The sequence below is a fragment of the Massilia sp. TSP1-1-2 genome, assembly GCF_049896185.1.
Taxonomy (GTDB): domain Bacteria; phylum Pseudomonadota; class Gammaproteobacteria; order Burkholderiales; family Burkholderiaceae_D; genus Telluria_A.
Window position 1 is genome coordinate 1 of the sequence record NZ_JAFCTU010000001.1, and the last position, 20,836, is coordinate 20,836.

The 20,836-nt window shown below is 65.8% G+C and carries 20 protein-coding genes; 14 read left to right on the forward strand and 6 right to left on the reverse strand.

Features of this window, described 5'->3' with window-relative positions:
- Positions 1-114 precede the first annotated feature (114 nt).
- Together ACP7BV_RS00005 and ACP7BV_RS00010 are read left to right on the forward strand one after the other, a co-directional pair.
- A complete protein-coding gene (locus ACP7BV_RS00005; protein WP_426100207.1) occupies positions 115-426 on the forward strand; it encodes a hypothetical protein in 312 nt (103 codons plus the stop codon).
- 40 nt (positions 427-466) lie between these two features.
- Positions 467-649, forward strand: a complete 183-nt coding sequence (locus ACP7BV_RS00010) for a hypothetical protein (protein WP_426100209.1) — start codon at positions 467-469, stop codon at positions 647-649.
- Between the two features lie 18 nt (positions 650-667).
- Here ACP7BV_RS00010 and ACP7BV_RS00015 read toward each other — a convergent pair whose 3' ends face one another.
- Positions 668-3,031: a DNA polymerase II gene (locus ACP7BV_RS00015; protein WP_426100211.1), complete on the reverse strand. Its 2,364-nt coding sequence runs from the start codon at positions 3,029-3,031 to the stop codon at positions 668-670.
- Positions 3,032-3,146: 115 nt separating this feature from the next.
- Between ACP7BV_RS00015 and ACP7BV_RS00020 the strand changes: the two genes are divergently transcribed.
- Entirely contained in the window at positions 3,147-4,976 is a 1,830-nt protein-coding gene (locus tag ACP7BV_RS00020; RefSeq protein ID WP_426100213.1) for a PAS domain-containing protein, read from the forward strand.
- Here ACP7BV_RS00020 and ACP7BV_RS00025 read toward each other — a convergent pair.
- The 5 genes from ACP7BV_RS00025 to ACP7BV_RS00045 all read right to left on the reverse strand — a co-directional run bounded on the left by ACP7BV_RS00025 (position 4,965) and on the right by ACP7BV_RS00045 (position 10,189).
- A complete protein-coding gene (locus ACP7BV_RS00025; protein ID WP_426100215.1) occupies positions 4,965-6,305 on the reverse strand; it encodes an MBL fold metallo-hydrolase in 1,341 nt (446 codons plus the stop codon). The genes ACP7BV_RS00020 and ACP7BV_RS00025 overlap by 12 nt on opposite strands.
- A 60-nt stretch (positions 6,306-6,365) precedes the next feature.
- Positions 6,366-7,055 (reverse strand): type 1 glutamine amidotransferase domain-containing protein, encoded by a 690-nt coding sequence (locus ACP7BV_RS00030; protein ID WP_426100217.1) that lies wholly within the window; start codon positions 7,053-7,055, stop codon positions 6,366-6,368.
- A 71-nt stretch (positions 7,056-7,126) separates the two neighbouring features.
- Positions 7,127-7,660, reverse strand: a complete 534-nt coding sequence (locus ACP7BV_RS00035) for a hypothetical protein (RefSeq protein WP_426100219.1) — start codon at positions 7,658-7,660, stop codon at positions 7,127-7,129.
- Positions 7,661-7,673: 13 nt separating this feature from the next.
- Positions 7,674-8,414, reverse strand: a complete 741-nt coding sequence (locus tag ACP7BV_RS00040; protein ID WP_426100221.1) for an SDR family NAD(P)-dependent oxidoreductase — start codon at positions 8,412-8,414, stop codon at positions 7,674-7,676.
- Positions 8,414-10,189 carry a radical SAM protein gene (locus ACP7BV_RS00045; RefSeq protein ID WP_426100223.1) on the reverse strand — a complete coding sequence of 592 codons (1,776 nt, stop codon included), beginning with the start codon at positions 10,187-10,189 and terminating at the stop codon, positions 8,414-8,416. Before ACP7BV_RS00045 ends, ACP7BV_RS00040 begins: the two co-directional genes overlap by 1 nt.
- 175 nt (positions 10,190-10,364) lie before the next feature.
- Here ACP7BV_RS00045 and ACP7BV_RS00050 point away from each other — a divergent pair, with 175 nt between their 5' ends.
- From ACP7BV_RS00050 to ACP7BV_RS00100, 11 genes are read left to right on the forward strand one after another with little or no spacing between them, the layout of a single operon-like run.
- Positions 10,365-10,832, forward strand: coding sequence for a 3-hydroxyacyl-ACP dehydratase FabZ family protein (locus tag ACP7BV_RS00050; RefSeq protein ID WP_426100225.1), 468 nt, complete (start codon positions 10,365-10,367; stop codon positions 10,830-10,832).
- Positions 10,829-12,040, forward strand: coding sequence for a beta-ketoacyl-[acyl-carrier-protein] synthase family protein (locus ACP7BV_RS00055; protein WP_426100227.1), 1,212 nt, complete (start codon positions 10,829-10,831; stop codon positions 12,038-12,040). Before ACP7BV_RS00050 ends, ACP7BV_RS00055 begins: the two co-directional genes overlap by 4 nt.
- On the forward strand, positions 12,037-13,122 hold the full coding sequence (locus tag ACP7BV_RS00060) for a beta-ketoacyl synthase N-terminal-like domain-containing protein (RefSeq protein ID WP_426100229.1): 1,086 nt from the start codon (positions 12,037-12,039) through the stop codon (positions 13,120-13,122). The genes ACP7BV_RS00055 and ACP7BV_RS00060 overlap by 4 nt, the downstream gene beginning before the upstream one ends.
- Positions 13,119-14,396, forward strand: a complete 1,278-nt coding sequence (locus tag ACP7BV_RS00065; protein WP_426100231.1) for a beta-ketoacyl-[acyl-carrier-protein] synthase family protein — start codon at positions 13,119-13,121, stop codon at positions 14,394-14,396. The genes ACP7BV_RS00060 and ACP7BV_RS00065 overlap by 4 nt, the downstream gene beginning before the upstream one ends.
- Entirely contained in the window at positions 14,390-15,550 is a 1,161-nt protein-coding gene (locus ACP7BV_RS00070; RefSeq protein ID WP_426100233.1) for a beta-ketoacyl synthase N-terminal-like domain-containing protein, read from the forward strand. The genes ACP7BV_RS00065 and ACP7BV_RS00070 overlap by 7 nt, the downstream gene beginning before the upstream one ends.
- On the forward strand, positions 15,547-16,293 hold the full coding sequence (locus tag ACP7BV_RS00075) for an SDR family NAD(P)-dependent oxidoreductase (RefSeq protein ID WP_426100235.1): 747 nt from the start codon (positions 15,547-15,549) through the stop codon (positions 16,291-16,293). Before ACP7BV_RS00070 ends, ACP7BV_RS00075 begins: the two co-directional genes overlap by 4 nt.
- Complete coding sequence (locus tag ACP7BV_RS00080) at positions 16,290-16,964, forward strand: nitroreductase family protein (protein ID WP_426100237.1); 675 nt, start codon at positions 16,290-16,292, stop codon at positions 16,962-16,964. The genes ACP7BV_RS00075 and ACP7BV_RS00080 overlap by 4 nt, the downstream gene beginning before the upstream one ends.
- Entirely contained in the window at positions 16,961-17,377 is a 417-nt protein-coding gene (locus tag ACP7BV_RS00085; RefSeq protein ID WP_426100239.1) for an acyl carrier protein, read from the forward strand. The genes ACP7BV_RS00080 and ACP7BV_RS00085 overlap by 4 nt, the downstream gene beginning before the upstream one ends.
- On the forward strand, positions 17,364-18,425 hold the full coding sequence (locus ACP7BV_RS00090) for a hypothetical protein (protein WP_426100241.1): 1,062 nt from the start codon (positions 17,364-17,366) through the stop codon (positions 18,423-18,425). The genes ACP7BV_RS00085 and ACP7BV_RS00090 overlap by 14 nt, the downstream gene beginning before the upstream one ends.
- Complete coding sequence (locus tag ACP7BV_RS00095) at positions 18,422-19,789, forward strand: aspartate aminotransferase family protein (RefSeq protein WP_426100243.1); 1,368 nt, start codon at positions 18,422-18,424, stop codon at positions 19,787-19,789. Before ACP7BV_RS00090 ends, ACP7BV_RS00095 begins: the two co-directional genes overlap by 4 nt.
- Positions 19,777-20,823 (forward strand): radical SAM protein, encoded by a 1,047-nt coding sequence (locus tag ACP7BV_RS00100; RefSeq protein WP_426100245.1) that lies wholly within the window; start codon positions 19,777-19,779, stop codon positions 20,821-20,823. Before ACP7BV_RS00095 ends, ACP7BV_RS00100 begins: the two co-directional genes overlap by 13 nt.
- Positions 20,824-20,836 lie beyond the last annotated feature (13 nt).

Below are 20,836 nucleotides of genomic sequence, written 5' to 3' on the forward strand. Positions count from 1 at the left end.
TAGTGTGTTTCGAGATACTCACATCATATCAAGCACTTACGGCATTCTTGCCCTTTTTTATGCAAAATCCAGGCTAGGTAACTTCTCGCTAGGCAAAAAAATATTGGACAAACGATGAAAATAATGATGCTGATGTTATCTGTTTTGGTTTTGTCGGCTTGCGGCAAGGGGCAGACGCCGGCCGATCCGCTGCGCGCGGCGGCAACGGACACCTGCAAGGCCACGATCGAGGCGCGCGCCGTCAATCGCAAGACGCTCGATTACCGCACCATCAACGTGACGCCCGCTGATAAAGGGCAGTTGAACGTGGCGATCGATTTTTCGGCGAAAAATGAGATCGGCATGGCCTCGGCCATGCTTGCCAACTGCACCGTCAGTGCCGACGGCAAGATGCTGGTGGCGATCAACGTCAAGGAAACGCGCTAGTCCGTTCCCTGACGGGCAACGCACTCACGGGAGCTTTTCCATGCTCACCTACGTCATCGCCACCGGTATCCTGTTCGCCTTGCTCGCAGGGGCGCACGTCGCGCGCATGGTGTTTGAAAATCCATCGCTGGCCACCGATCCGGTGTACCTTGCCATTACCGCCTGCGCGGTGATGCTGGCGGCGTGGGCCCTGCTGCTCGTGCGCGGCGAGCGCAAGGCTTGACGGCGCCGACCAAGCCGCTCAGAACAAGGTTTGCTGAGCGCTCGTGAGCGCGTTGAAGTCATCCTGCACAAACGGCAAAATCGCGTCCGCCACCGGCTGCAGCTGGCGCGTCAGGTAGTGCTCGTAGTCGATCGGGGCGCGCCGCGCTTCCAGCGGTTCGGGCCCGGCGGTCGTCATCACATACTGGATCCATCCGCCGTTCTGGTATTGCAGCGCGCGCCCGTGCAGGCGGTTGAATTCGTCGGCCGCGCGCGCGGCGCGCACATGCGGCGGCACGTTGCGCACGTAGTCGCCGAGCGGGCGGCGCAGGCGCTTGCGGTACACCAGCAGCGCGTCGAATTCGCCGGCGGCGGTGCGCCGGACGTACTCGCGCACGTAGTCCTGGTATGCCTCGCCCTTGAAGATGCGCAGGTACAGCGCCTGCTGGAATTGCTGCGCCAGCGGCGTCCAGTCGCTGCGCACCGTTTCCAGGCCCTTGTAGACCATTTCCTCGCTGCCGTCGGCGCGGGTGACCAGGCCCGCGTAGCGCTTCTTGCTGCCTTGTTCGGAGCCGCGGATGGTCGGCATTAAAAAGCGCCGGTAGTGTGTCTCGAACTGCAGTTCGAGCGCGTTGTCGAGCTTGAATTGCTCGCGCAGGTACTGGTCGAACCAGCGGTTCACGTGGCCCACCAGCGCGCTCCCGATTTCGCCCGCCTGCGCATCGCTGTGCGCATGGCGCAGCCAGACAAAAGTGGAATCGGTGTCGCCGTAAATGACTGGGTAGCCCAGGTCCTCGATCAGCTTGCGCGTCAAGTGCATGATCTCCTGGCCGCGCAGCGTGATCGACGAGGCCAGGCGCGGATCGAAAAAGCGGCAGCCGCTGGAACCGAGTACGCCGTAAAACGCATTCATGATGATCTTGAGCGCCTGCGACAGCGGCTTGTTCTGTTCGCGCTTGGCCGCGTCGCGCCCTTGCCAGATCTGGGTGACGATCGCCGGCAGGCAGTGCTTGTGGCGCGAAAAACGCCCTCCCCGAAACCCTGGCACCGTGGCCGCGTTGTCCTCGTCATTGTCCTCGTCCTCGTCCTCGTCCTCGTCGCGCGTGCCTGCCACCAGCCCCACCGGGTCGATCAGGAAGGTGCGGATGATCGACGGGTACAGGCTTTTGTAGTCGAGCACCAGCACCGAGTCGTACAGGCCGGCGCGCGAATCCATGACAAAGCCGCCCGGGCTGTCTTCGCCGGTCACGTCGCCCAGATTCGGCGCCACGTAGCCCTGGCGGTGCATCATGGGCATGTACAGGTGCTCGAAGGCGGCCACCGAGCCGCCGCTGCGGTCCGCCGCCAGGCCGGTCACGCTGGCGCGTTCCAGCAAAAAGGTCAGCAGCTCGGTCTTGGCGAAAATGCGCGTGACCAGCTCGCAGTCTTTCAGGTTGTAGCGCGCCAGCGCCGGTTTGTCTTCGGCAAAGCGGCGCTCGATTTCGGCCATGCGCTGGTAGGGGTTGTCGATCGCCTTGCCTTCGCCCAGCAGCGTTTGCGATACATGCTCCAGGCTAAAGGACGCAAAGCTCCACGTGGCCGACTTGAGCGCTTCAATCCCGTCGATGATCAGGCGCCCGGCAGCGGCGGCGAAAAAATGCTGCTTGCCGCCGTGCTCGCGCCACTCCATCGCACTGCCGTCGCGGCCTAGGCGCAGCGGCACGCCATATTGTTCGGCGTGCTTGTTGAGCACGCGCAGGTCGAACTGGACCACGTTCCAGCCGATGATGGCGTCCGGGTCATGCCGCGCCATCCACTGGTTCAGGCGTTCGAGCATCAGGGCGCGGCTGGCGCAGTATTCAAGGTCGAAGTCGAGCGCCCCGCCGCCGCCGTTTGGCGGGCCAAGCATGTAGACCTGGCGCTGGCCGCAGCCTTCCAGCGCGATCGAATACAGCTCGCCGTGGGCGGTGGTTTCGATGTCGAGCGAGGCCAGTTTGAGCTGCGGGCGGTACAGCGGCGCCGGTTTCAGCGCGCCCTCGCCAAACGAGACGGGCGCGGTGATGAAGCGCTCCATCAGGTAGCGCTCGGGCGGGCGGATGTCGGCTTCATACACATCCACGCCGTGCTCGCGCAGGCGCTTTGCCAGCTTGAGCAGCACCCGGTACTGGCTGCAGTACAGCCCGAGCACGGGCCGGTGCTGAAAGTCGCACAGCGCCAGCGCGCGCAATTCATACCCGCGTTCGTCGCCCAGCACGGCGTCGGCCTGCTCGCGCTGTTCGGCGGGGATAAAGGCGACCGACGCTTGCACGGGCAAGCGCACCAGGCGCGCGCCGTCATCGGTCGCGAGCCAGAAATCGACTTCGGTGCCGGCGCTCGTGTCGCGCCAGTGGCGGGTCAGAAGAAAGCCCTGCGGTAGTGGAGGCACGTGCACCCTTGAATGCCAAAGCGGCATTGTAGCGCGCCCTTATCTGTCGTGCGTAGCCCTTTGGAAATCCTGTTCACACTAGGAATCTTGGTAGACGTTTTGAAGGACCTGGACAGTGCATTCCAATTTTTCCAACTTGCAAGAGCGCGATGGCGCCGCGTACGCCGTGTTGGAAAGCATCACGGACGCGTTTTTTGCGCTTGATACGGAATGGCTGTTTACGTACATCAATGTTCAAGCCGAGCATGTGTTGGGGTTTTCACGCGAGCAATTGCTTGGGCGTGCAATCTGGAGTGTCTACCCGGGCTTGGCCGGCAGCGAATTTGAAACCCAATACCACACGGCCGCGCGCGAGAAAAAGGCGAGCACCTTCACTGCCTTCTATCCCGATCACCGCCGCTGGTATGAAGTGCATGTCTATCCGGCCGACATCGGGCTCTCCGTCTATTTTCGCAACGTCAGCGAGCAGATTGCCACCCGGCAGGCGCTAGACGAAAAAGTGGCCAGGCTTGAAGAAGTCGAGCGCAGGCAGGCGTTCCAGATCGCACTGGGCGAGCTGGTGTGGGCGATTGGCGATCCTGACGAGATAGCGCAAGCGGCCAGCGCGATGCTGTGCGAGGCCTTGCACGCCGACCGCGTCATGTTCCGCGAAGCGGGCCAGATTGGCGCCGCGGCCGGAGTCGGGGCCATTGCCGCGCCCGAGGCTTTTAGCGTGCCCTTTGTGCAGGCCGGGCAGGTGCTCGCCGTGGTCGAGTTGTACCAGGCAGGGCAGCGCGCATGGACGGACGACGACATTGCGCTTGCGCGGTCAATGGCCGAGCGCACCTGGACCGGCATGCGCTACGCGCGCGCCCAAGCCCGCCTCAAGGCCGAGCGCGACCAGAGCCAGCATATTTTCCAGAGCATGACGGAAGGCTTCGCCATCATGGACAGCGACTGGAAATTCCGGCAGATGAATGCCGTCGGCCTGCGCGTGGGCCAGCGTACGGAAAGCGACGTGATGGGCCGCACGGTGTGGGAAATCTGGCCGGAGATCATCGGCACCGAAGTCGAGCTGCGCTACCGCAAAGCGATGGCCACGCGCGTTCCCGACTCCTCCGAGCAGTTGATGGCGTTTTCAAACGGCGTCACCTTGTGGCTTGAAATCCGGCTGCTGCCGGTGCTCGACGGCGGCCTGGCGGTGCATTACCGCGACATCTCGGAGCGGCGCGAAGCGGACCGCCGCAAGGATGAATTCCTGGCGATGCTGGCGCACGAATTGCGCAATCCCCTCGCGCCCATCAGTGCGGCGGCCGACCTGCTGCGCCTGACGGCGAACGATCCGAAGCGGGTCAGGCAGAGCAGCGACGTCATTGCGCGCCAGGTCAGGCATCTCACCAGCCTGGTCGACGACCTGCTCGACGTCTCGCGCGTCACGCGCGGCCTGGTCTTGATCGACAGGCAGGTGCTCGATGCGCGCCGCATCGTCGAGGATGCACTCGAGCAGGTGCAACCGGTGATCGACGCGCGGCGCCATCGGCTGGCCGTGCAGTTGCCGTTTGAGGCGGCGTGCGTGCTCGGCGACCACAAGCGCCTGGTGCAGGTGCTGACCAATCTGCTTAACAACGCCGCCAAGTACACGCCGGACGGCGGGCGCATTACGCTGCGCATGGAGGTGGACGCGGCGATGGTCCAGATCATCGTCACCGACAACGGAATCGGCATGTCGCCGGCGCTCTCGGCCAATGCCTTCGAGCTGTTTGCGCAAGCCGAGCGCACCGCCGACCGCGCCCAGGGCGGCCTTGGCATCGGGCTGGCGCTGGTGCGCAGCCTGGTGCAACTGCATGAGGGGAGCGTTGCGGCCCATAGCCAGGGCCAGGGCGAGGGCAGTACCTTCACGGTGCGCCTGCCGTACGTGGCCGGGCCGGCGCCAGGGGCCGGCACAGCGTCGCACTTACGGCTGTAGGCGGCGCAGCTGGGCGGCCTGGTAGGCGCCAAAGACATCGTTGAACAGGCAGCGGATCAGCGGGTCGTCGATGATTTCGGCGCTGGCGATGTCCGCTTCCACGGCGGCCTCGAACACCACGTCGTTGATGCGCATGTACATCGAGGTCAGCGATTCGCCCAGTTCCAGCGCCGCGTACAGTTTTGCAGCCGGGATCTCGGTGGTCCACGCCAGCGGTTCTGCGATAGCGCTTAGTGCGCTGATGGTGTCGCCTTCGACCCGGTAATGAAACTCGGTACCCTGGCCCGCATGGTCGTAGATGGACAGGCGCCACACCCGCGGCGCTTCAAAGTAGCTCTCTTCGGGCAGTTCCATGGCGCGGTATGTGTCTAGCAGGCCTGCCTGGCAAAAGTCGATCACGCGCGCGTTTTGTTCGGGCGTGAGGGGCGCAAAGCGGGTGGCGATGAGGGCCGTGGGCGGGGGCGCGGTGCCGGCCTGGTAGCGATAGTCGACGTCCTGCTCGCCGACCGGCAGCACCCAGGGCAGCGGTTTGCTTGGGCGCAGCGACGTCGCGTCGAGCAGTACCGACACCGACGGATTGAGGCGCACCACCTTTGTTCTCGGCAGCGCGGCTTCAATCTCGTGCTGGAACTGCAGGTAGGTAATCGGGAAAAAGGCATGGTTGTACCAGGACCACGGCTCCTGCAGGAACTGGCAGGAACTTGGCACCACGTAGCGCGGCGCCAGTACCTTCAACTGGTCGATCCAGTCGGGCGGCAGTTGCGGCGCGGCGGGCGCCGCCCTGGAGGGCGAGAGCACTTCCAGCTCGCGCATGGTCTGGAATGGCCACAGCACCATGTCCCACGGCCCCTGGCGCGCCAGTTCGGGCAGTGCCTCGGGGTCGATCCAGGAATCGACGACGTTGAGCACATTCAGGCCGCCAGCCTTGACCTGAAACATGGAGTCGACTTCGGCGTCGAGCGCCACGCGCGCGATGACCTCGAACGGGCCGACGGTGACGGGCGTATCGATCGCCAGCGCATGGACGCTGGAAAAGCCCAGCTGGCGCACCATGGCGAACAGTTCCTCGTACAGGCAGTAGATGTACAGGGGCGTTGCCCGGTCCAGCAAGGCGAGGCTTTCGAGCGAGCAGTGGTCGTCATGAAAATGCGAGATGAAGACGGCGTCGAACTTGAGCTGTTCGATCAGCGCCTGGTCGAAGCGCACGTCGGGAAAGGCGTGGCAATTGCGGCTGAAGGGGTTTTCAAAGATGGTGTCGAAGGCGATCTGCGCGCCGTCGCATTCGAAGACGTAACCGGCGTGCAGGATCCGGGATATTTTCAAACTCATTGGTGTCTCCAGGTAGCGACCGGTGCGCGCATTGTACGCGCACCGGCCCCATGGCGACTTTTACAGCGTGGCCTTGGCCAGCAGCGTCAGCACCGCCTTGGCCGCTTCTTCGGACGATGCGGGATTCTGGCCGGTGACCAGGTTGCCGTCGGTGAGCACGTACGATTGCCAGTCCGGTCCCTTGGAATACAAGCCGCCGTTTTCCTTGAGCATATCCTCGACCAGGAACGGCACGACCTTGGTGAGCCCGACCGCTTCTTCTTCGGTGTTGGTGAAACCGGTCACTTTTTTATCGCTCACCAGGTACTTGCCCGCCACGCCCTTGGCATAGCGCAGCACGCCCGGCGCGTGGCACACCAGGGCCAGCGGTTTGCCGGACGCGAAAGTCGCTTCGATCAGGCCAATGGACGCGGCGTCGTTGGCCAGGTCCCACAGCGGCCCGTGGCCGCCCGGATAAAACACGGCGTCGAAGGCGCCAACGGCCATCTTGTCGAGCCGCTCGGTGGACGCCAGCGCGCCCTGCGCGGCAGGGTCGGACTTGAAGCGCGCGGTGGCGGCGGTCTGCGACTCGGGCGCATCGCTTTTCGGGTCCAGCGGGGGCTGCCCGCCGGCGGGCGAGGCCAGCGTGACGCTGGCGCCCGCGTCCTTGAACACGTAATACGGCGCGGCGAATTCTTCCAGCCAGAAGCCGGTCTTGTGCCCGGTGTCGCCCAGCTGGTCGTGGGAAGTCAGTACCATCAATACGTTCATGTCATTCCTCGGGTAGGTGGAAAATGGATCACAAACAGGGTAGCACTTTTGTCGATTTCCTGTCCCTGGCGCTATTTCTGCGGAGCGGGCCTGGTCACGTTTTTAAGGCGTCCATCGGGGCCGATGGCGATCGCGATGTCGTTCTCATTGGTGGTCAAGCGGAGCGTATTGCCGCTCTTTTTGAGGTTGAATTTGCCGCCTTCATCCGGATTCATGTAGGCCACGTCCACGCTGGAGAGCTCCTTGGCCGCGCTTACCGGATGCAGGAAAATCACGTGGCCGCCGCGCTCGGACATGATGTCGATCGCCAGGCTGTCGCCCCCGACCACGGTGTAGTTATTGTTGTCGTCGCCCATGCCGTCGCCGGCAAACTTGACCATGGATGAAAATTCGTGCAGCTCGCTGTCGCGAAATTCAACCTGAAAATACAAGTCGGTATTCTTGACGCACTCCATCACGCGCCAGCGGCCAGTGCTGGCGGTCTTGTCGAAGACCCGCTTGTAGCAGGCGTCGCCCGCCTTGGGCGCTTGGGCGCCGGCCTGCGCGCCGGCCAGCAGGGCCGCGGCCACCAGCGCCGCGCGCATGCATAAGAAAATCTTGGTCATGGAATGCTCCTTGTCAGACGGCGCCGTCGATCACCACGGTGGCGCCGCTCATGTAACTGTTTTTATCCGATACAAAAAATGCAGCCGCTTCGGCCACTTCCTCGACCGTACCCAGCCGGCCCAGCGCGCAATGGCGCAGGTATTCCTGCTGCTTGACGACCGGCACATTGCTGCTCACGCCTTCGTCCAGCACGCCCGGCGCCAGGCAATTGACGGTGATGCCGTAACGGCCCACTTCCTTGGCCAGCGCTTCCGTCATGCCTTTCAGCGCCGCCTTAGCCGCGCTGTAATGCACCGGCGCCTGCATCATTTTAACCCCGGCGAGCGAACTGATATTGAGGATGCGTCCGCGCTTCTGGTGGATCATCCCGCGCAGCACTGCCTGGGTCGTCAGAAAGGCGCCCTTGACGTTGGTGTTCATCATGCGGTCCCAGTCTTCCTCCTCCATCAGCGCCAGCGGCACCACCTGGCCGATGCCGGCGTTGTTGATCAGGATATCGATCGCGCCCGCTTCCTTTTCAATCGTGCGCACCATCGCGTGCAGGCCCGCCTTGTCCAGCACCGAGACCTGGAACGCCCATGCCTTGACGCCGATTTCCTTGAGCTGTTCCAGCACCAGGGCCGCTTCGGCGCTTGAGCGCGAATAGTTGAACGCCACGTTGGCGCCTTCGCGCGCCAGGGCAAAGCAGAGCGCGCGCCCAAGCCCGCGCGAGCCGCCGGTGACCAGTGCGGTACGGTTGTCGAGGATGCCCATTATTTCAGCTTGTCCGTGAGCACCACCGGCTTGGCGCCGCCAAGGCCGATCGAATGCGGCGCGCGCGCGGGCGTCTCGTTCACGCCGATGCCGGTCAAGGCCTGGCGCGTGTCGGTACGGTGAAACTGGATGATCTGCGCCGGCGCGTCCGTAGTCCATGGCTTTTTGCCCCAGGCCGCCAGTTCCGTCTCCGGCCCCTTGGCCGCGCCCCGGTGGAACATATTGAAGCCGCAGGCCGGCATGATCCTGCCGTCGACCTGGGGATAATGGTGGCAGCACTTGCGCAGGCGTTCGAGGTCGAAATCGTGGCGGTCCATGTAATGATGCAAAAAGATCGACTTGGCCTGTTTTTCGCCCAAATGGATCGCTTCCTTGGCGCTCACCGGCCGGTTGGGGAACATGACGTCGATTGCGCGCCGCAGCGCACCGAGGATCTCGTCCGAGCGTTCTATCTCGTTCTGGCGGGCAAAGACGTCATGCACCACGTCGCTCATGGCGTCGTGGATTTCGGGCGAGGCGCCCAGCGTGGCCGACGAGCGCAGCAAGGTGCCATGGGTGCGAAAGTCCACAAAGCGGCCGAAGGGAATATGGCTGCCGTCGTTCATGCGCAGCAGGTAGGTGAGCGAGACGCACTGCGGGTGCGAGCAGGGCAGGGGCGCAAAGTCGCTCGCCAGCAGGGCGCCGCCGGTCTGCTCTTCGATGCGCTTGATCACGCCGGGAATGGTCAGGCGGTCCATCGGGTCGTGCGCGAACTGGCCACCGCCGGCGCCCGTAAAGGCCACCGGCTGGAAGTTCAGCGACAGCATGTGGTCTTCTTTCAGGAACATTTCCACCACCTGGCCGATCTGGTGTTCGTTGACGCCGCGCGCGGCCACGAAAATGATCTGGGTCGGAATGTCGAGTTCCTTGAGCATCTTGAGCGCGGCGCTCTTTTCGTCGCACAGGTCGCGCCCGCGGATCTTTTCGTGCGTGTCGGCGGTAAAGCCGTCGAACTGCAGCGCGACGTAGGCGCCGCTGGCCTTGATTTTTTCGGCAAAGGCGCGGTCGCGCCCCAGCCGCAAGCCGTTGGTGATGATGACGATGCGCCCGATTTCCTCGCGCGTGGCAATCGCGACCAGCTCCATCAGGCGCGGGTGGCTGGTTGGCTCGCCGCCGGACAAGGCGATCGACTCGACCTGGCCTTCATTTTTTACGAGCGTGTCGATCATGCGCGCGAACGATTCGTTCGACAGGTGGTTGGCGTTGGTATTGTTGACGATGCAGACCGGGCACTCCAGGTTGCAGTAGTCGGTAATTTCGATGATCGGCAGGCAGGTGTGCTGTTCATGGTCGCCGCAGGTGCCGCAGTCGGTCGGGCAGCCCTGGTCAGCTTCGGTTGAAAACACCAGCGGCTCGGTGCCGGCGCGCGCGAACGAATAGGCGTCCACGTAGTATTTTGCGTCTTCGGACACCAGCGCTTCGGACGGCCCGCAGGTGGCGCAGTTCTTCAGGAAGTAGACCTTGCCGTCGCGGATCACCACGTCGGCCGGCAGCAGCGCCAGGCATCCGGGGCAGGTCGAGGTGGTGTGCTTGAAGACGTGGTCGCCCTCGTGGCCGGGCGGGACCTCGCCACGCGCCAGAAAACTCGCCACGTAGGCCTTGGCATCGGTGGACACAAGCTGCTCGGACCGGCCGCACTGGGCGCAGTGAATCAGCTTGACCACCTGCTCGTCGCGCAGCACCACGCGCGCCTCGATCGGGGTGGCGCAGCCGGCGCAGATGGCCATCTCGTGCATGAAAAAAGTGTGGGTACGGTCCTTGCGGACGGGGCTCGTGTCACAGCTTGTGCATTCCATCTGAACCTTTCGACAATGATCTGCTGGTATAAAGTGTTGACTTTAGGATATCCTAACCTGAATTGCATCATTTTAGTGAGATTAGCAATTCAACCTGGGCACAAGGGCGGCGCCGATGCGGTACATACTTCTCGATAAAATCACGGCGCTCGAGCCGCCCCACATGGCATCGGGAGTCAAGTGCGTGTCGCTGTCGGATGATATATTTGCCGACCACTTTCCCGGCCACCCGGTCATGCCCGGCGCGATGATCATCGAATCGATGGCGCAGCTTGGCGGCGTGCTGGTCGAGGCCAGCATGCGCGAGCGCGGGCGGCACGACCTGCATGCCCTCTTGGTGACCGTGGACCGGGCCAAGTTCCGCCACCAGGTGCGCGCCGGCGACAAGATGGAGCTCGAATGCCTGGGCATCGTGGTGCATGAAGACGGTGGCCAGGTGCGCGCGCTGGCGCGGGTAGACGGCAAGCTGGTGGCCGAGGCCGAGCTGGCGTTTGCCTTTGCCAAGGTCACCAACCCCAAGCTGCTTGCGCGGCGGCGCGAAGTGCTCAATGTGTGGCTCACCGGCTCGGCCGAAGAGCCATGAGCGCAGCGCGCGTGTTTGTGCGCGGCGTGGGCGCCATCACGGCGCTTGGCGCAAGCTGGCCGGCCTCGCTCGGCGCCCTGGCCGATGGACGCGCTGCGGTGGGGCCAGTGCGCGCGTTCGACGTCACCAATTTCCCCTCGACCGTGGCGGCGGCCATCGACGGCTTTGTCCATACGGGCGACCGGCGCCTGGCGCTGGCGCGGGTTGCCGCGCGCGAAGCCTGGACTGACGCCGGGTTCCATGAAAACGCGCCGCCGCCGCAGCGCACGGGCATTTTCCTGGGCGCCGAATCCGGGCGCGCGCCATTTGCCACCTTGCTCGGCCTGACCCGCGCCGCAGGCGGCGGCGCGCGCTTCGACCATCGGCAATTTGGCGCCAACGCCGCACCCCTGGCGGCACAGTTCGACGCCTCCATCATTTCACCGGCCGCCGTCACTTCGGCGCTGGCGCGCGAATTCGATGCGCAAGGCCCGGCGGTGACGATCTCGCTGGCCTGCGCGTCGGGCGCGAGCGCCATTGCCGAGGCGGCGCGCGCGATCCGGCTGGGCGTGTGCGACGTGGCTATTTGCGGCGGCGTCGGCGCCGACGTCGATCCGATGATGCTGGCCGGGTTCGGCCGCATCGGCGCGCTCACCGCGCGCGGCTTGTCCTGCCCGTTCGACGTGCGGCGCGACGGCTTTGCCGTGGGCGAAGGCGCGGCCATTGTGATCCTGTCGCGCGAGCAGGGCGCGGCCAGCGTCGAAGTGGCCGGCGAGGGCCGCAGCCTGGACGCCCATCACCTGACCGCGCCTGATCCGGAAGGCGAGGGCGCGGCCCGTTCGATGCGCGCCGCACTCAAATCGGCGGGAATCGATGCGGTCGATTACGTACAGGCGCACGGTACCTCGACGCCGCTCAACGACGCGGTCGAAGCGCTCGCGCTGCAGCGCGTGCTGGGGCCGCACCTCGAGCGCGCCCATGTCAGTTCGGTCAAGGGCGCGCTCGGCCACTGGATCGCCGGCGCCGGTGCGCTCGGCTTCCTGTGCGCCCATGCAGCCGTTGCCCACGGTCTGGTGCTGCCAACGGCGCACCTGCGCGAGCCCGATCCGGCCTGCGCGCTGCCCCACGTGTTCGGGCGCGCGCTGCGCAAGACGGTGGACGCAGCGCTGGTCAATGCGTTTGCCTTTGGCGGCGCCAACTGCAGTATTGTGGCGAGGCGCTGCGCATGAACGATGGCATGAGGGATGTCTATATCAGCGGGGCCGCGGCGGTCAGCGTGCTCGGTTTCGACTGGCGCCAACTGGGCCAGGCCATCATGGACTGCGCTCCTGCCTGTGCCGCCGCCTTTGCACCGTCACGGCAACTGGGTGAGACCCATGGCCCCGTCATCGGCGCGGAGGTACCGGCAATTCCCGCACAGATCGATGTCGATGCGCGCTCGCGCAAGCTGATGTCGCACCCTGCGCGGCTGGCGGCCGTGGCGCTGCGCCTGGCACTGCTGGACGCCGCATGGCCGCAGCACGGATGCGAAGAGACGGCGCTGTACCTGGGCGTCGGCGCGTCGGGCTGCGCGATGGATGAACTGAACCGCATGCTGGCCGAAAGCATCGCCGAGCGCAAATTTTCGCAAGCGCGCTTCGGCAGCGCCGGCTTGGCTGCCTGTAACCCCTTGTTCGCCTTTCAGCTGATGAACAACTTCACGCTATGCCATGGCGCGATCCTGAACGGCACGGGCGGCGCCAACGGCGCCTTTTATTCGCGCGGAACCGGCACCGTGGCGGCGCTGGCCGAAGCGCGCTGGCATATCGCCGCCGGCGAATGCGCTCGCGCGCTGGCCGGTGGCGCCGACTCGGCCATGCACCCCGTCACGTGGGCGCAACTGGTGCGCGACGGCTATCCGGCCAAGGGCTTCATTCCCGGCGAAGGGGCCGGCGTGCTGGCTTTGTCCGCCAGCGCCGACGGTGCGCTGGCGCGCCTGGAAAAGACCGCTTTCCATAGCGTCCGCGCCTACGCCAAGGCGCCGCTCAAGCTGACCGGCGAAGAGCTGGCCGATGCCGGCAGCGACGATTTAATCGTGCTGGCGCCGTGGGGGAACGGCGCGCGCGATCGACTGTATGGCGCGCTGCACGGCACGCGCGCCACGGTTGTTGACGCCAGCATTTTTCTGGGCGACGCGCTGGCCGCCGCGCCTTCGCTCGCATGGTGCGCGGCGCTCGACCTACTGCGGCAAGGGCACTGGCGGCGCGCGTTCGTGCTCAATGCGGGCATCGACGGGGGCATCGGCCTGGCCGTGATGGGGCGCATGGCATGACGCGTGCGGTCATCACCGGCGCCGGTGCGGTCTGCGCATTTGGCGTGGGACTGGACAAGTTGTTCGGCGGCCTGGCGCAAGGGGGCAGCCGCATCGCACCGATCCGCTCATTCGATGCGAGCGCGTTTGAAACCAAAGTCGCGTGCGAGGTGGACGTGAACGCCGTCGGCCCGGACTGGCTGCATGCGCACACCGGTGCGCAAAGATCGCTGCTGGACCAGTATCACCAGGCCGGCGCCTGGCGCGACCGCAAGTGCGCCTTTGGCCTGCTGGCTGCAGTCGAAGCGTGGCGCATGGCCGGTTGCGGCGCGGGTGAGCGCGAAGCGTCGCTGGTGATGGCGCTGGGATTGGAGCAAGGCTTCATGGACGACTTTGCGCCCTATTTTCACGACGGGTGCATCGACTGGCGGGAAGAAGCGGGGGACCGTCGCGCGGCGCTTCGCTTTCGTTCCGACGTTGACCTCGGTTCGCGCATCGTCGCCGACTTTCTGGCGCTTGACGGCCCCGTCATCGTCAACGCCTCGGCCTGCGCTGCAGGCACGCTGGCGCTGGCGCACGCGGCTTCGCTGATCGAACGCGGCGCCGCCAGCGTCGTTCTGTGCGGTGGTGCCGATTCGATGGTCAACCCTTTCGGGCTGGGCGGCATGTCGCGCCTTGGCGCGCCGTCGCCGCGCGCTGCGGCCGATGCATGCCGGCCCTTCGATCGCCGCCGCGACGGTCTGGTCATCGGCGAAGGCGCGGCGATGTTCGTCATGGAGTCCGAGGAACGTGCCGCGCGCCGCGGCGCCCGCGTGCTGGCGCGCGTGCTCGGCTACGGCAGCACGCAGGACGCGTACCGGGTCACGGCGCCGCGGCCCGACGGCGCCGCCGCGCAGCGCGCCATGCAGCTGGCGCTGGCGCGCGCCCAGCTTGACCCGTCGGCGCTTGGCTACATCAACGCCCATGGCACCGGCACGCCGCTCAACGACGCGGCAGAGGCGCGCGCCATTCGCGCCGTGTTCGGTGCGCACGCCGACATCCTCCCCGTCAGTTCCATCAAGGGTGCGATAGGACATCTGATGGCGGCGTCGGGGGCAATCGAAGCGGCGTCCTGCCTGCTGGCGTTCGAGCGCGGTTTGTTGCCGGGCACCGCCAACCATCTTCAGAAAGACGCCGCCTGCGACGTGCTGGTGATCGGTGAAGCGCCGCGCGAGGCACGCGTCGACGCGGTGCTGAGCAACTCCTTCGGCTTTGGCGGGCAGAACGTGTCCTTGATACTGGGGCGGCCATGCTGAAAGCGGCGATCATTGGCTCGGCGTGGCGCACGCCGCTCGGCTCCAACGTTGGCGAGGTCGTCGACCGTCTGTTGGCGGGCGAGCGCGCGGCAGCCGTCAACGCGCGCTTCGACGCCAGCGCCTACACCTGCCAGCTGGCGGCGGCGATGACGCAGTCTGTAGCCCCGTCGCGCAACGCGCGCTTCTTGCGCCGCATGGGCCTGCACGCGGTGGCAGTGGCGGCCGAGGCGCTTGACAGCGCAGGCATCAAGGGCAGCGACCGGGTCGGCCTGTTTTTCGGCTACGGCGGGCTGCGCGCCCACTGGGACGACCTGATGCCGGCCTTTGAACGGCAGGAGGCAGGCGGCGCCAACGCCTGGAACTGCGGCCTGGACCTGCTGCATCCGTTCTGGATGCTCCAGCACCTGTCCAACAACGCTCATGCGATTGCCGCGCAGGAGCTGGGCGCGCGCGGTGAAGGGGCAACCTATGGCGGCGCGAACGCCGGCGCGCAAGCGCTGGGCGCGGCCATCCGCGCGCTTGCCGCCGGCGCGGTCGATGTCGCGCTGGTGGTTGGCTACGATTCGCTGATCGAACCGGAAACGCTGGTGGAACTGGCCGCGCGCGGCGCGTGCGTGGCCGGCGCGGCCAGCCCTGCTACGCCGTATGATATTAACGCGGCCGGCTTTGTACCTGGCGAAGCGGCAGCCGCGCTGGTGCTGCAACGCCCCGGCGAAGGCGAATGCATCGCCTGCGTGCAAGCGCAAGATGCCGCCGACGGCGAGAAGGGCGAAGCACTGGCCGGCACGCTGGCGCGCCTGGTGCGTGCCGTTGCGCAGCCCGGCGACGTGGTCGATGGCGCCGGACTGGCGCGCCCCGAGTACGATGCGCAAGAGCGCCTGGCGGCGGCCCAAGTGACCGGCGACGACGCTGCGCTGTGCTGTATCATGAGCGCCATGGGACAAATTGGCGCGGCTTCCTCAGTTGTTCAAACCATCGCGCTGGCCGAGCTGTTGCGGCGCCGGATGCTGCCGCCAATTGCAGGCTTGCAGCGCGCAGCTGGCGGCCCTTTGCGGCCATTGATGCAGGCCGAAGCCACCACTGCCCGCTCCGCCATCGGCCTGTGCGCCGGCGCGCCCGGCCTGGCCGGCATCATCCGCGTGGAGCTGGCATGAGCGTCCCGCAAAAAACCGCGCTCGTGACCGGCGCTTCGCGCGGCATTGGCGCGGCGATTGCGCTCAACCTGGCGGCCAAGGGCTTTGCCATCGTCATCAATTACCGTAGCGACGAAACGGCGGCGCAAGACGTTGCGCGGCAAGTGCGCGAGCTTGGCGCCGAATGCCTGCTGCTGCGCGCCGACGTGGCCAACGCCGGCGAGGTTGGCGCCATGTTCGCCGCGATCGACGCCAGGTTCGGCCAGCTCGACGTCCTGGTCTGCAATGCCGGCGTGCTGCGCGACACGCTGCTGGGCGCGAGCGAAGCGACCGACTTCGACGCTGTTTTCGCGGTCAACATCGGCGGCGTCGTCAACTGCTGCCGCGAGGCGTCCCGGCGCATGGTGTCGCGCCGGCGCGGCGTGATCGTCAACCTGTCGTCGGTCGCTGCCACGCGGCCCGGCCGCGGCCAGAGCAATTACGCCGCCTCCAAGGGTGCGGTCGAAGCATTTACGCGGGCGCTGGCGGTGGAGCTGGCGCCGCGCGGGGTGCGCGTGAATGCCGTGGCGCCAGGCGTCATCGAGACCGACATGACGCGCGATATTTGCATGCTTGCGCCTGATGAACTAAACAGGCGCATTCTGCTCAAGCGGGTCGGAAGCGCGCGCGAGGTGGCGGCGGTAGTGGGCTTTTTATGCAGCGACGAAGCGAGCTACGTCACTGCCCAGGTGTGGAATGTCGACGGAGGCTTCAAGGCAGAATGAATGAACAGACGACATTGGACTGGCTGCTCTCCAGGCGCAGCACGCGCGAGTTTTCGGACCGTCCGGTCACGCGCGAAACGCTGGAAAAATTGCTGCTGGCGGCAACCAGCGCCCCGTCGGCGACCAACCGCCAGCCGTGGCAGTTCGCGGTGGTGCGTTCCAGCCGGCTGCGCGCGGCCATCGTGGAGGCGGTCCGCGTGCGCGCCGAGGAAATGAAGGCGGTGATCCAGCGCGGCCACCATGCAGAAGACTTTGGCAACTACGGCGACTTTTTCCACGAACCGCTACTGAGCGCCGCCGTCATCATCATTCCCCAGTACCGCCAATACCCGGACCTGATCGCCAACCTGCTGGCTTCGGGCGGAGCCGATCCCGCCGCCTTTCACACGGCAGGGGCGATGCAGGCCGAACTTTGCTCGACCAGCGCCGCCGTCATGAACCTGCTGCTGCAGGCGCACGCCAGCGGCCTGGGAGGCTGCTGGATGGCCGGGCCGATGATCGCGCGCGACCGCATCTGCGCGCTGCTCGGCATTGCCGAACCGTGGCAGATGGTCGGCGCCATCGCGCTGGGCTACCCGGCGGGAGAGCCGCCTGCACAAAAGCCGCGCAAACCACTGGGGCGCGTAGTGCGCTGGTACGAGGACGAACTTACCGAGGAAGCGACGCAATGACAAAGGATGTACAGCAGCAGGATATTGAAAACGCCATTTGCGCCATCGTGGCCGAATCGCTGGCGATTGACGTGGCCACGGTCTCGCCGACGGTCAGCCTGATTGAAGGGCTGGGCGCGGAGTCGCTCGACTTTCTCGACATCGTCTTCAAACTTGAACGCGCCTACGATATCCAGATTACGCGCGGCGAGCTGGAACGGGCCGCGCGCGGCGACATGTCGGACGACGAATTTGCGCCGGGCGGCGTGATTTCGGAAGCGGGCCTGGCGCGCCTGCGCGAACTGATGCCGGAAGCGGCGGCGCGGATCAAGCCCGGCCTGCATCCGGCGCAGATACTGAGCCTGTTCACGGTGCAGACGTTTGTTCACCTGGTCGTCGGCAAACAGGAACAACGGAACCGTGTCCCGTCCTGAAGCGCGCTGGATCGGCGCTCCGCTGTTCGATGCCTGCTTCTTTTTCGGCAGCGCCGTCGTGGCGCTGGCCGCCGGCCTGCTGATGCTGGCCGCTCCCGCGACGGTGCTGCCGCTGTGGTTTGCCTGGATCTGGCTGGTAGAAGGCCCGCACCTGTGCGCGACATGGCGGCGCACCTATATCGACGCTCCATTCCGGCGTGAGCGCGCGCGCCTGCTGGTCACCAGCCTGCTGTGGTTCGTGCCGGGGCCGACCTTGCTGCTGGTGTCGTGGCTGTCGGGCAGGCCGGAGCCGTTTCAGCTTTTTTTGGGCGCCGTGGCGCTGTGGTCGTTCCATCACGCTGTGCGTCAGCATCATGGCATCATGTCTGTCTACCAGCGCCTTGGGCAAGTGAACGCTGCCGAGCGCAGGTTCGACACGCTGCTGCTGCATGGCGTCCTGTGGGGTGCTTTTGGGCTGTTCCTGGTTGCGCACCCGACCAACCGCCAATTGCTGGGCATCGACGCGCTGCCGTCGGAAATGCTGCTGATTCCCGGCGCGCTGCTGGCGCTGGCCATGGTGGCGTGGGCGGCGCGGCTGATTGCGCGCTGGCGCCGCCACGGTGCGCTCGCGCCCGGCATGTTCGGCCTGCTGGTTGCCGCCGGCAGCACGCTGTTTGCATTGTTCGTGGTCGGCTTGCGCGAGCCGCTGCTGGCCAATCCGCTCACGCCCGAGCATGTCTTCATGGCCGCCACGCTGGTCAGCGGCACGGTGCACGGCTTGCAGTACATCGGCATCGTGATCGCGACCGAGCGCCGGCGTACAGGTGGCTTGGGCAGGACGCCGCTGACAGTTTATGCAGTCATGCTCGGCGTCTCGCTGCTGTATGTGGCCATCAGCGTCGCGCGCGGGGGCGCCCCGCTGGGCGCGGCGCCAGGCAGCATGTCGGCGCAGGTATTCCTGGCCATTTACTGGGGCCTGTTTTGCCATCACTTCTGGCTCGATCAAAAAATATGGCGGCCGTCGACCGATGCGCGCCTGCGCACCGAACTTGGCCTGGGAGCGGCATGAGGCAAAGCGAACACCCGGTGTCCATGGCGTACGCCAAACACGTCAATCCTTCGTTCATCCAGCTGCTCGGCGTGCTTGGATACGGGCGCGTGATGACGCGCGCCAGCGACGTGTGGGTGTGGGACAGCGAAGGACGGCGCTATCTTGACTGCCTGGCAGCCTTTGGGGCCGTCAACCTGGGTCACAACCATCCCAAGCTGGTCGCGCGATTGCACCAGCTGCTGGACGAACAAGTCATGCATTTTTGCCTGACTGGCCCGGCCGCCGGCGCCGCGGCGCTGGCCGAAGCGCTGGCCAGGCGCCTGGCGCCCCCTTTGGAAATAAGCTTGTTTGCCAGCAGTGGGGCCGAAGCGGTCGAAGCGGGCTTGAAGCTGGCGCGCGCCGCCACCGGCCGCACGGATTTTGTCTATTGCGACGGCGGCTTTCATGGCACCACCCTGGGCACCTTGTCGGTGATGGGCGCGGCGCGCTTGCGCGAGCCGTTCGAGCCACTGCTGTCAAGCTGCCACCGGGTGCCTTTTGGCGACCTGGCTGCGCTCGACCGGGCGCTCAAGGCGCACAAACCGGCGGCATTCGTGCTCGAGCCGCTGCAGGCGGAAGGCGGCGTGGTGCTGGCGCCGTCCGGCTACCTGCGCGCTGCGCAAGAGCTGTGTACGGCGCGCGGCACACTGCTGATCCTTGACGAAATCCAGACTGGCCTCGGCCGCACCGGCACGCTGTTCGCGCACCAGGCCGAAGACATGGTGCCCGATGTGCTGTGCCTGGCCAAGGCGCTCTCCGGCGGCATTGCGGCGGTATCGGTGGCGGTCACGTCGCGCGCCTGGTTCGACAAGGCGTACGGCAAGTCGGACCGCTTCGACCTGCATGGCTCTACCTACCAGGGCAATGCCTTTGCGTGCGCCGCAGCCCTCAAGACGCTGGAGGTGATCGACGAAGAGAACCTGGTCGCGTGCAGCGCCGAACGCGGCGCGCAACTGCTGGCCGGGTTGAAGGCACGCCTGCATGGCCATCCGCTGGTCAAGGACGTGCGCGGGCGAGGTCTGCTGGTGGGCATCGAGTTCGGGCCGACCGGCAGCTCGTGGCTGGACAAGCTGGCGCCGTCGCTGGTCGACAAGGTGTCGGAAGGGATGTTCGGCCAATGGGTCGCGGTCAAGATGCTGGAGGCGGGCATCTTGTGCCAGCCGTCGTCGTCGCGCTGGAACGTGCTGCGCCTGGAGCCTGCGCTGACGATCGGCGCTAAAGAAATCGACATGGTGATCGAGACGCTCGGCGCCATCCTGGACGAGTACCGCGGCATTGCGCCCATCGTGGCCGACGTCACGCGCAGGGCCGGCAGCCAATGGAGAGACAAATGGCGATTTTGAAGGGTGCCCAGGGACCGGGTTTCATGGCGCGCGCCGGTCGCGACCTGCGCTTTGTGGGCGGTATTTTGCGCAAGCAGCCGTTCCAGGTGCTGGTCCAGGTCACCAACCGCTGCAATATGCGCTGTTCGTTCTGCGGCTTCTGGCCCAACGGCGTGGCGCCCAGGCTTGAACTGACGGTCGCCGACTACCAAAAGGTGGCCGCGCAGCTGGCGGAAATCGGCACCTTCCTGGTGTCGGTTGAGGGCGGCGAACCATTGCTGCGGCCCGACATCGTCGAGATCGTGCGCGCTTTCGGCCAGCACCACGCGCCGGTGCTGTACACCAACGGCACCTACGTCACCGAAGAAAAAGCGCGCGCCCTGTATGCGGCCGGCGTGACCCAGGTCGGCGTGTCGATCGACTTTGCCGACGCGGCCCGGCACGACGCCAAGCGCCGCCTGGAAGGTGCGTTCGAGCAGGCCTGGCGCGCGGTCGATATTCTCAAGGCACAGGCGCCGCACGGCGGGGCGCAGGTGCACGTGATGACGATCCTGATGAAGGAAAACCAGGAGGACGTCGAGCCGCTGTTGAAGTTGAGCGCGGCGCGCGGCGTGGGCCACTGCGTGACGCTGCTCTCGACCGACGGTTTTCGGCGCGGGAAGAGTGATGGCGACCAATTGCCCGACGAATCGCTGAGCGCCAAAATGCTGGATTTGTGGCAGCGCTACGCGCATATGCGCACGTTTCGCGACTACCTCGAACGCATGGACGCGTTTGTGGAGCGCGGGCCGATGCCAACCTGCCATGCGGGCGAGCAGTCATTCAATATCGACCACTTGGGCAACGTCTCGCCGTGCATTGAACGCATCGATTCCGTGGTCGGCAATGTGCGCGACGAGCCTTTGACAGCGATCATCGCCAAAATGAGCGGACTGGCGTCAGTGGCCACCTGCCAGGACTGCTGGACCTTGTGCCGCGGCTTTTCGCAGGCGCTGGGTAACGGCGCCACGACGCGCTCGCTGATCGACCTGAGCACGCGCATGCGCTCTGAATAATCAAGGACCGAGA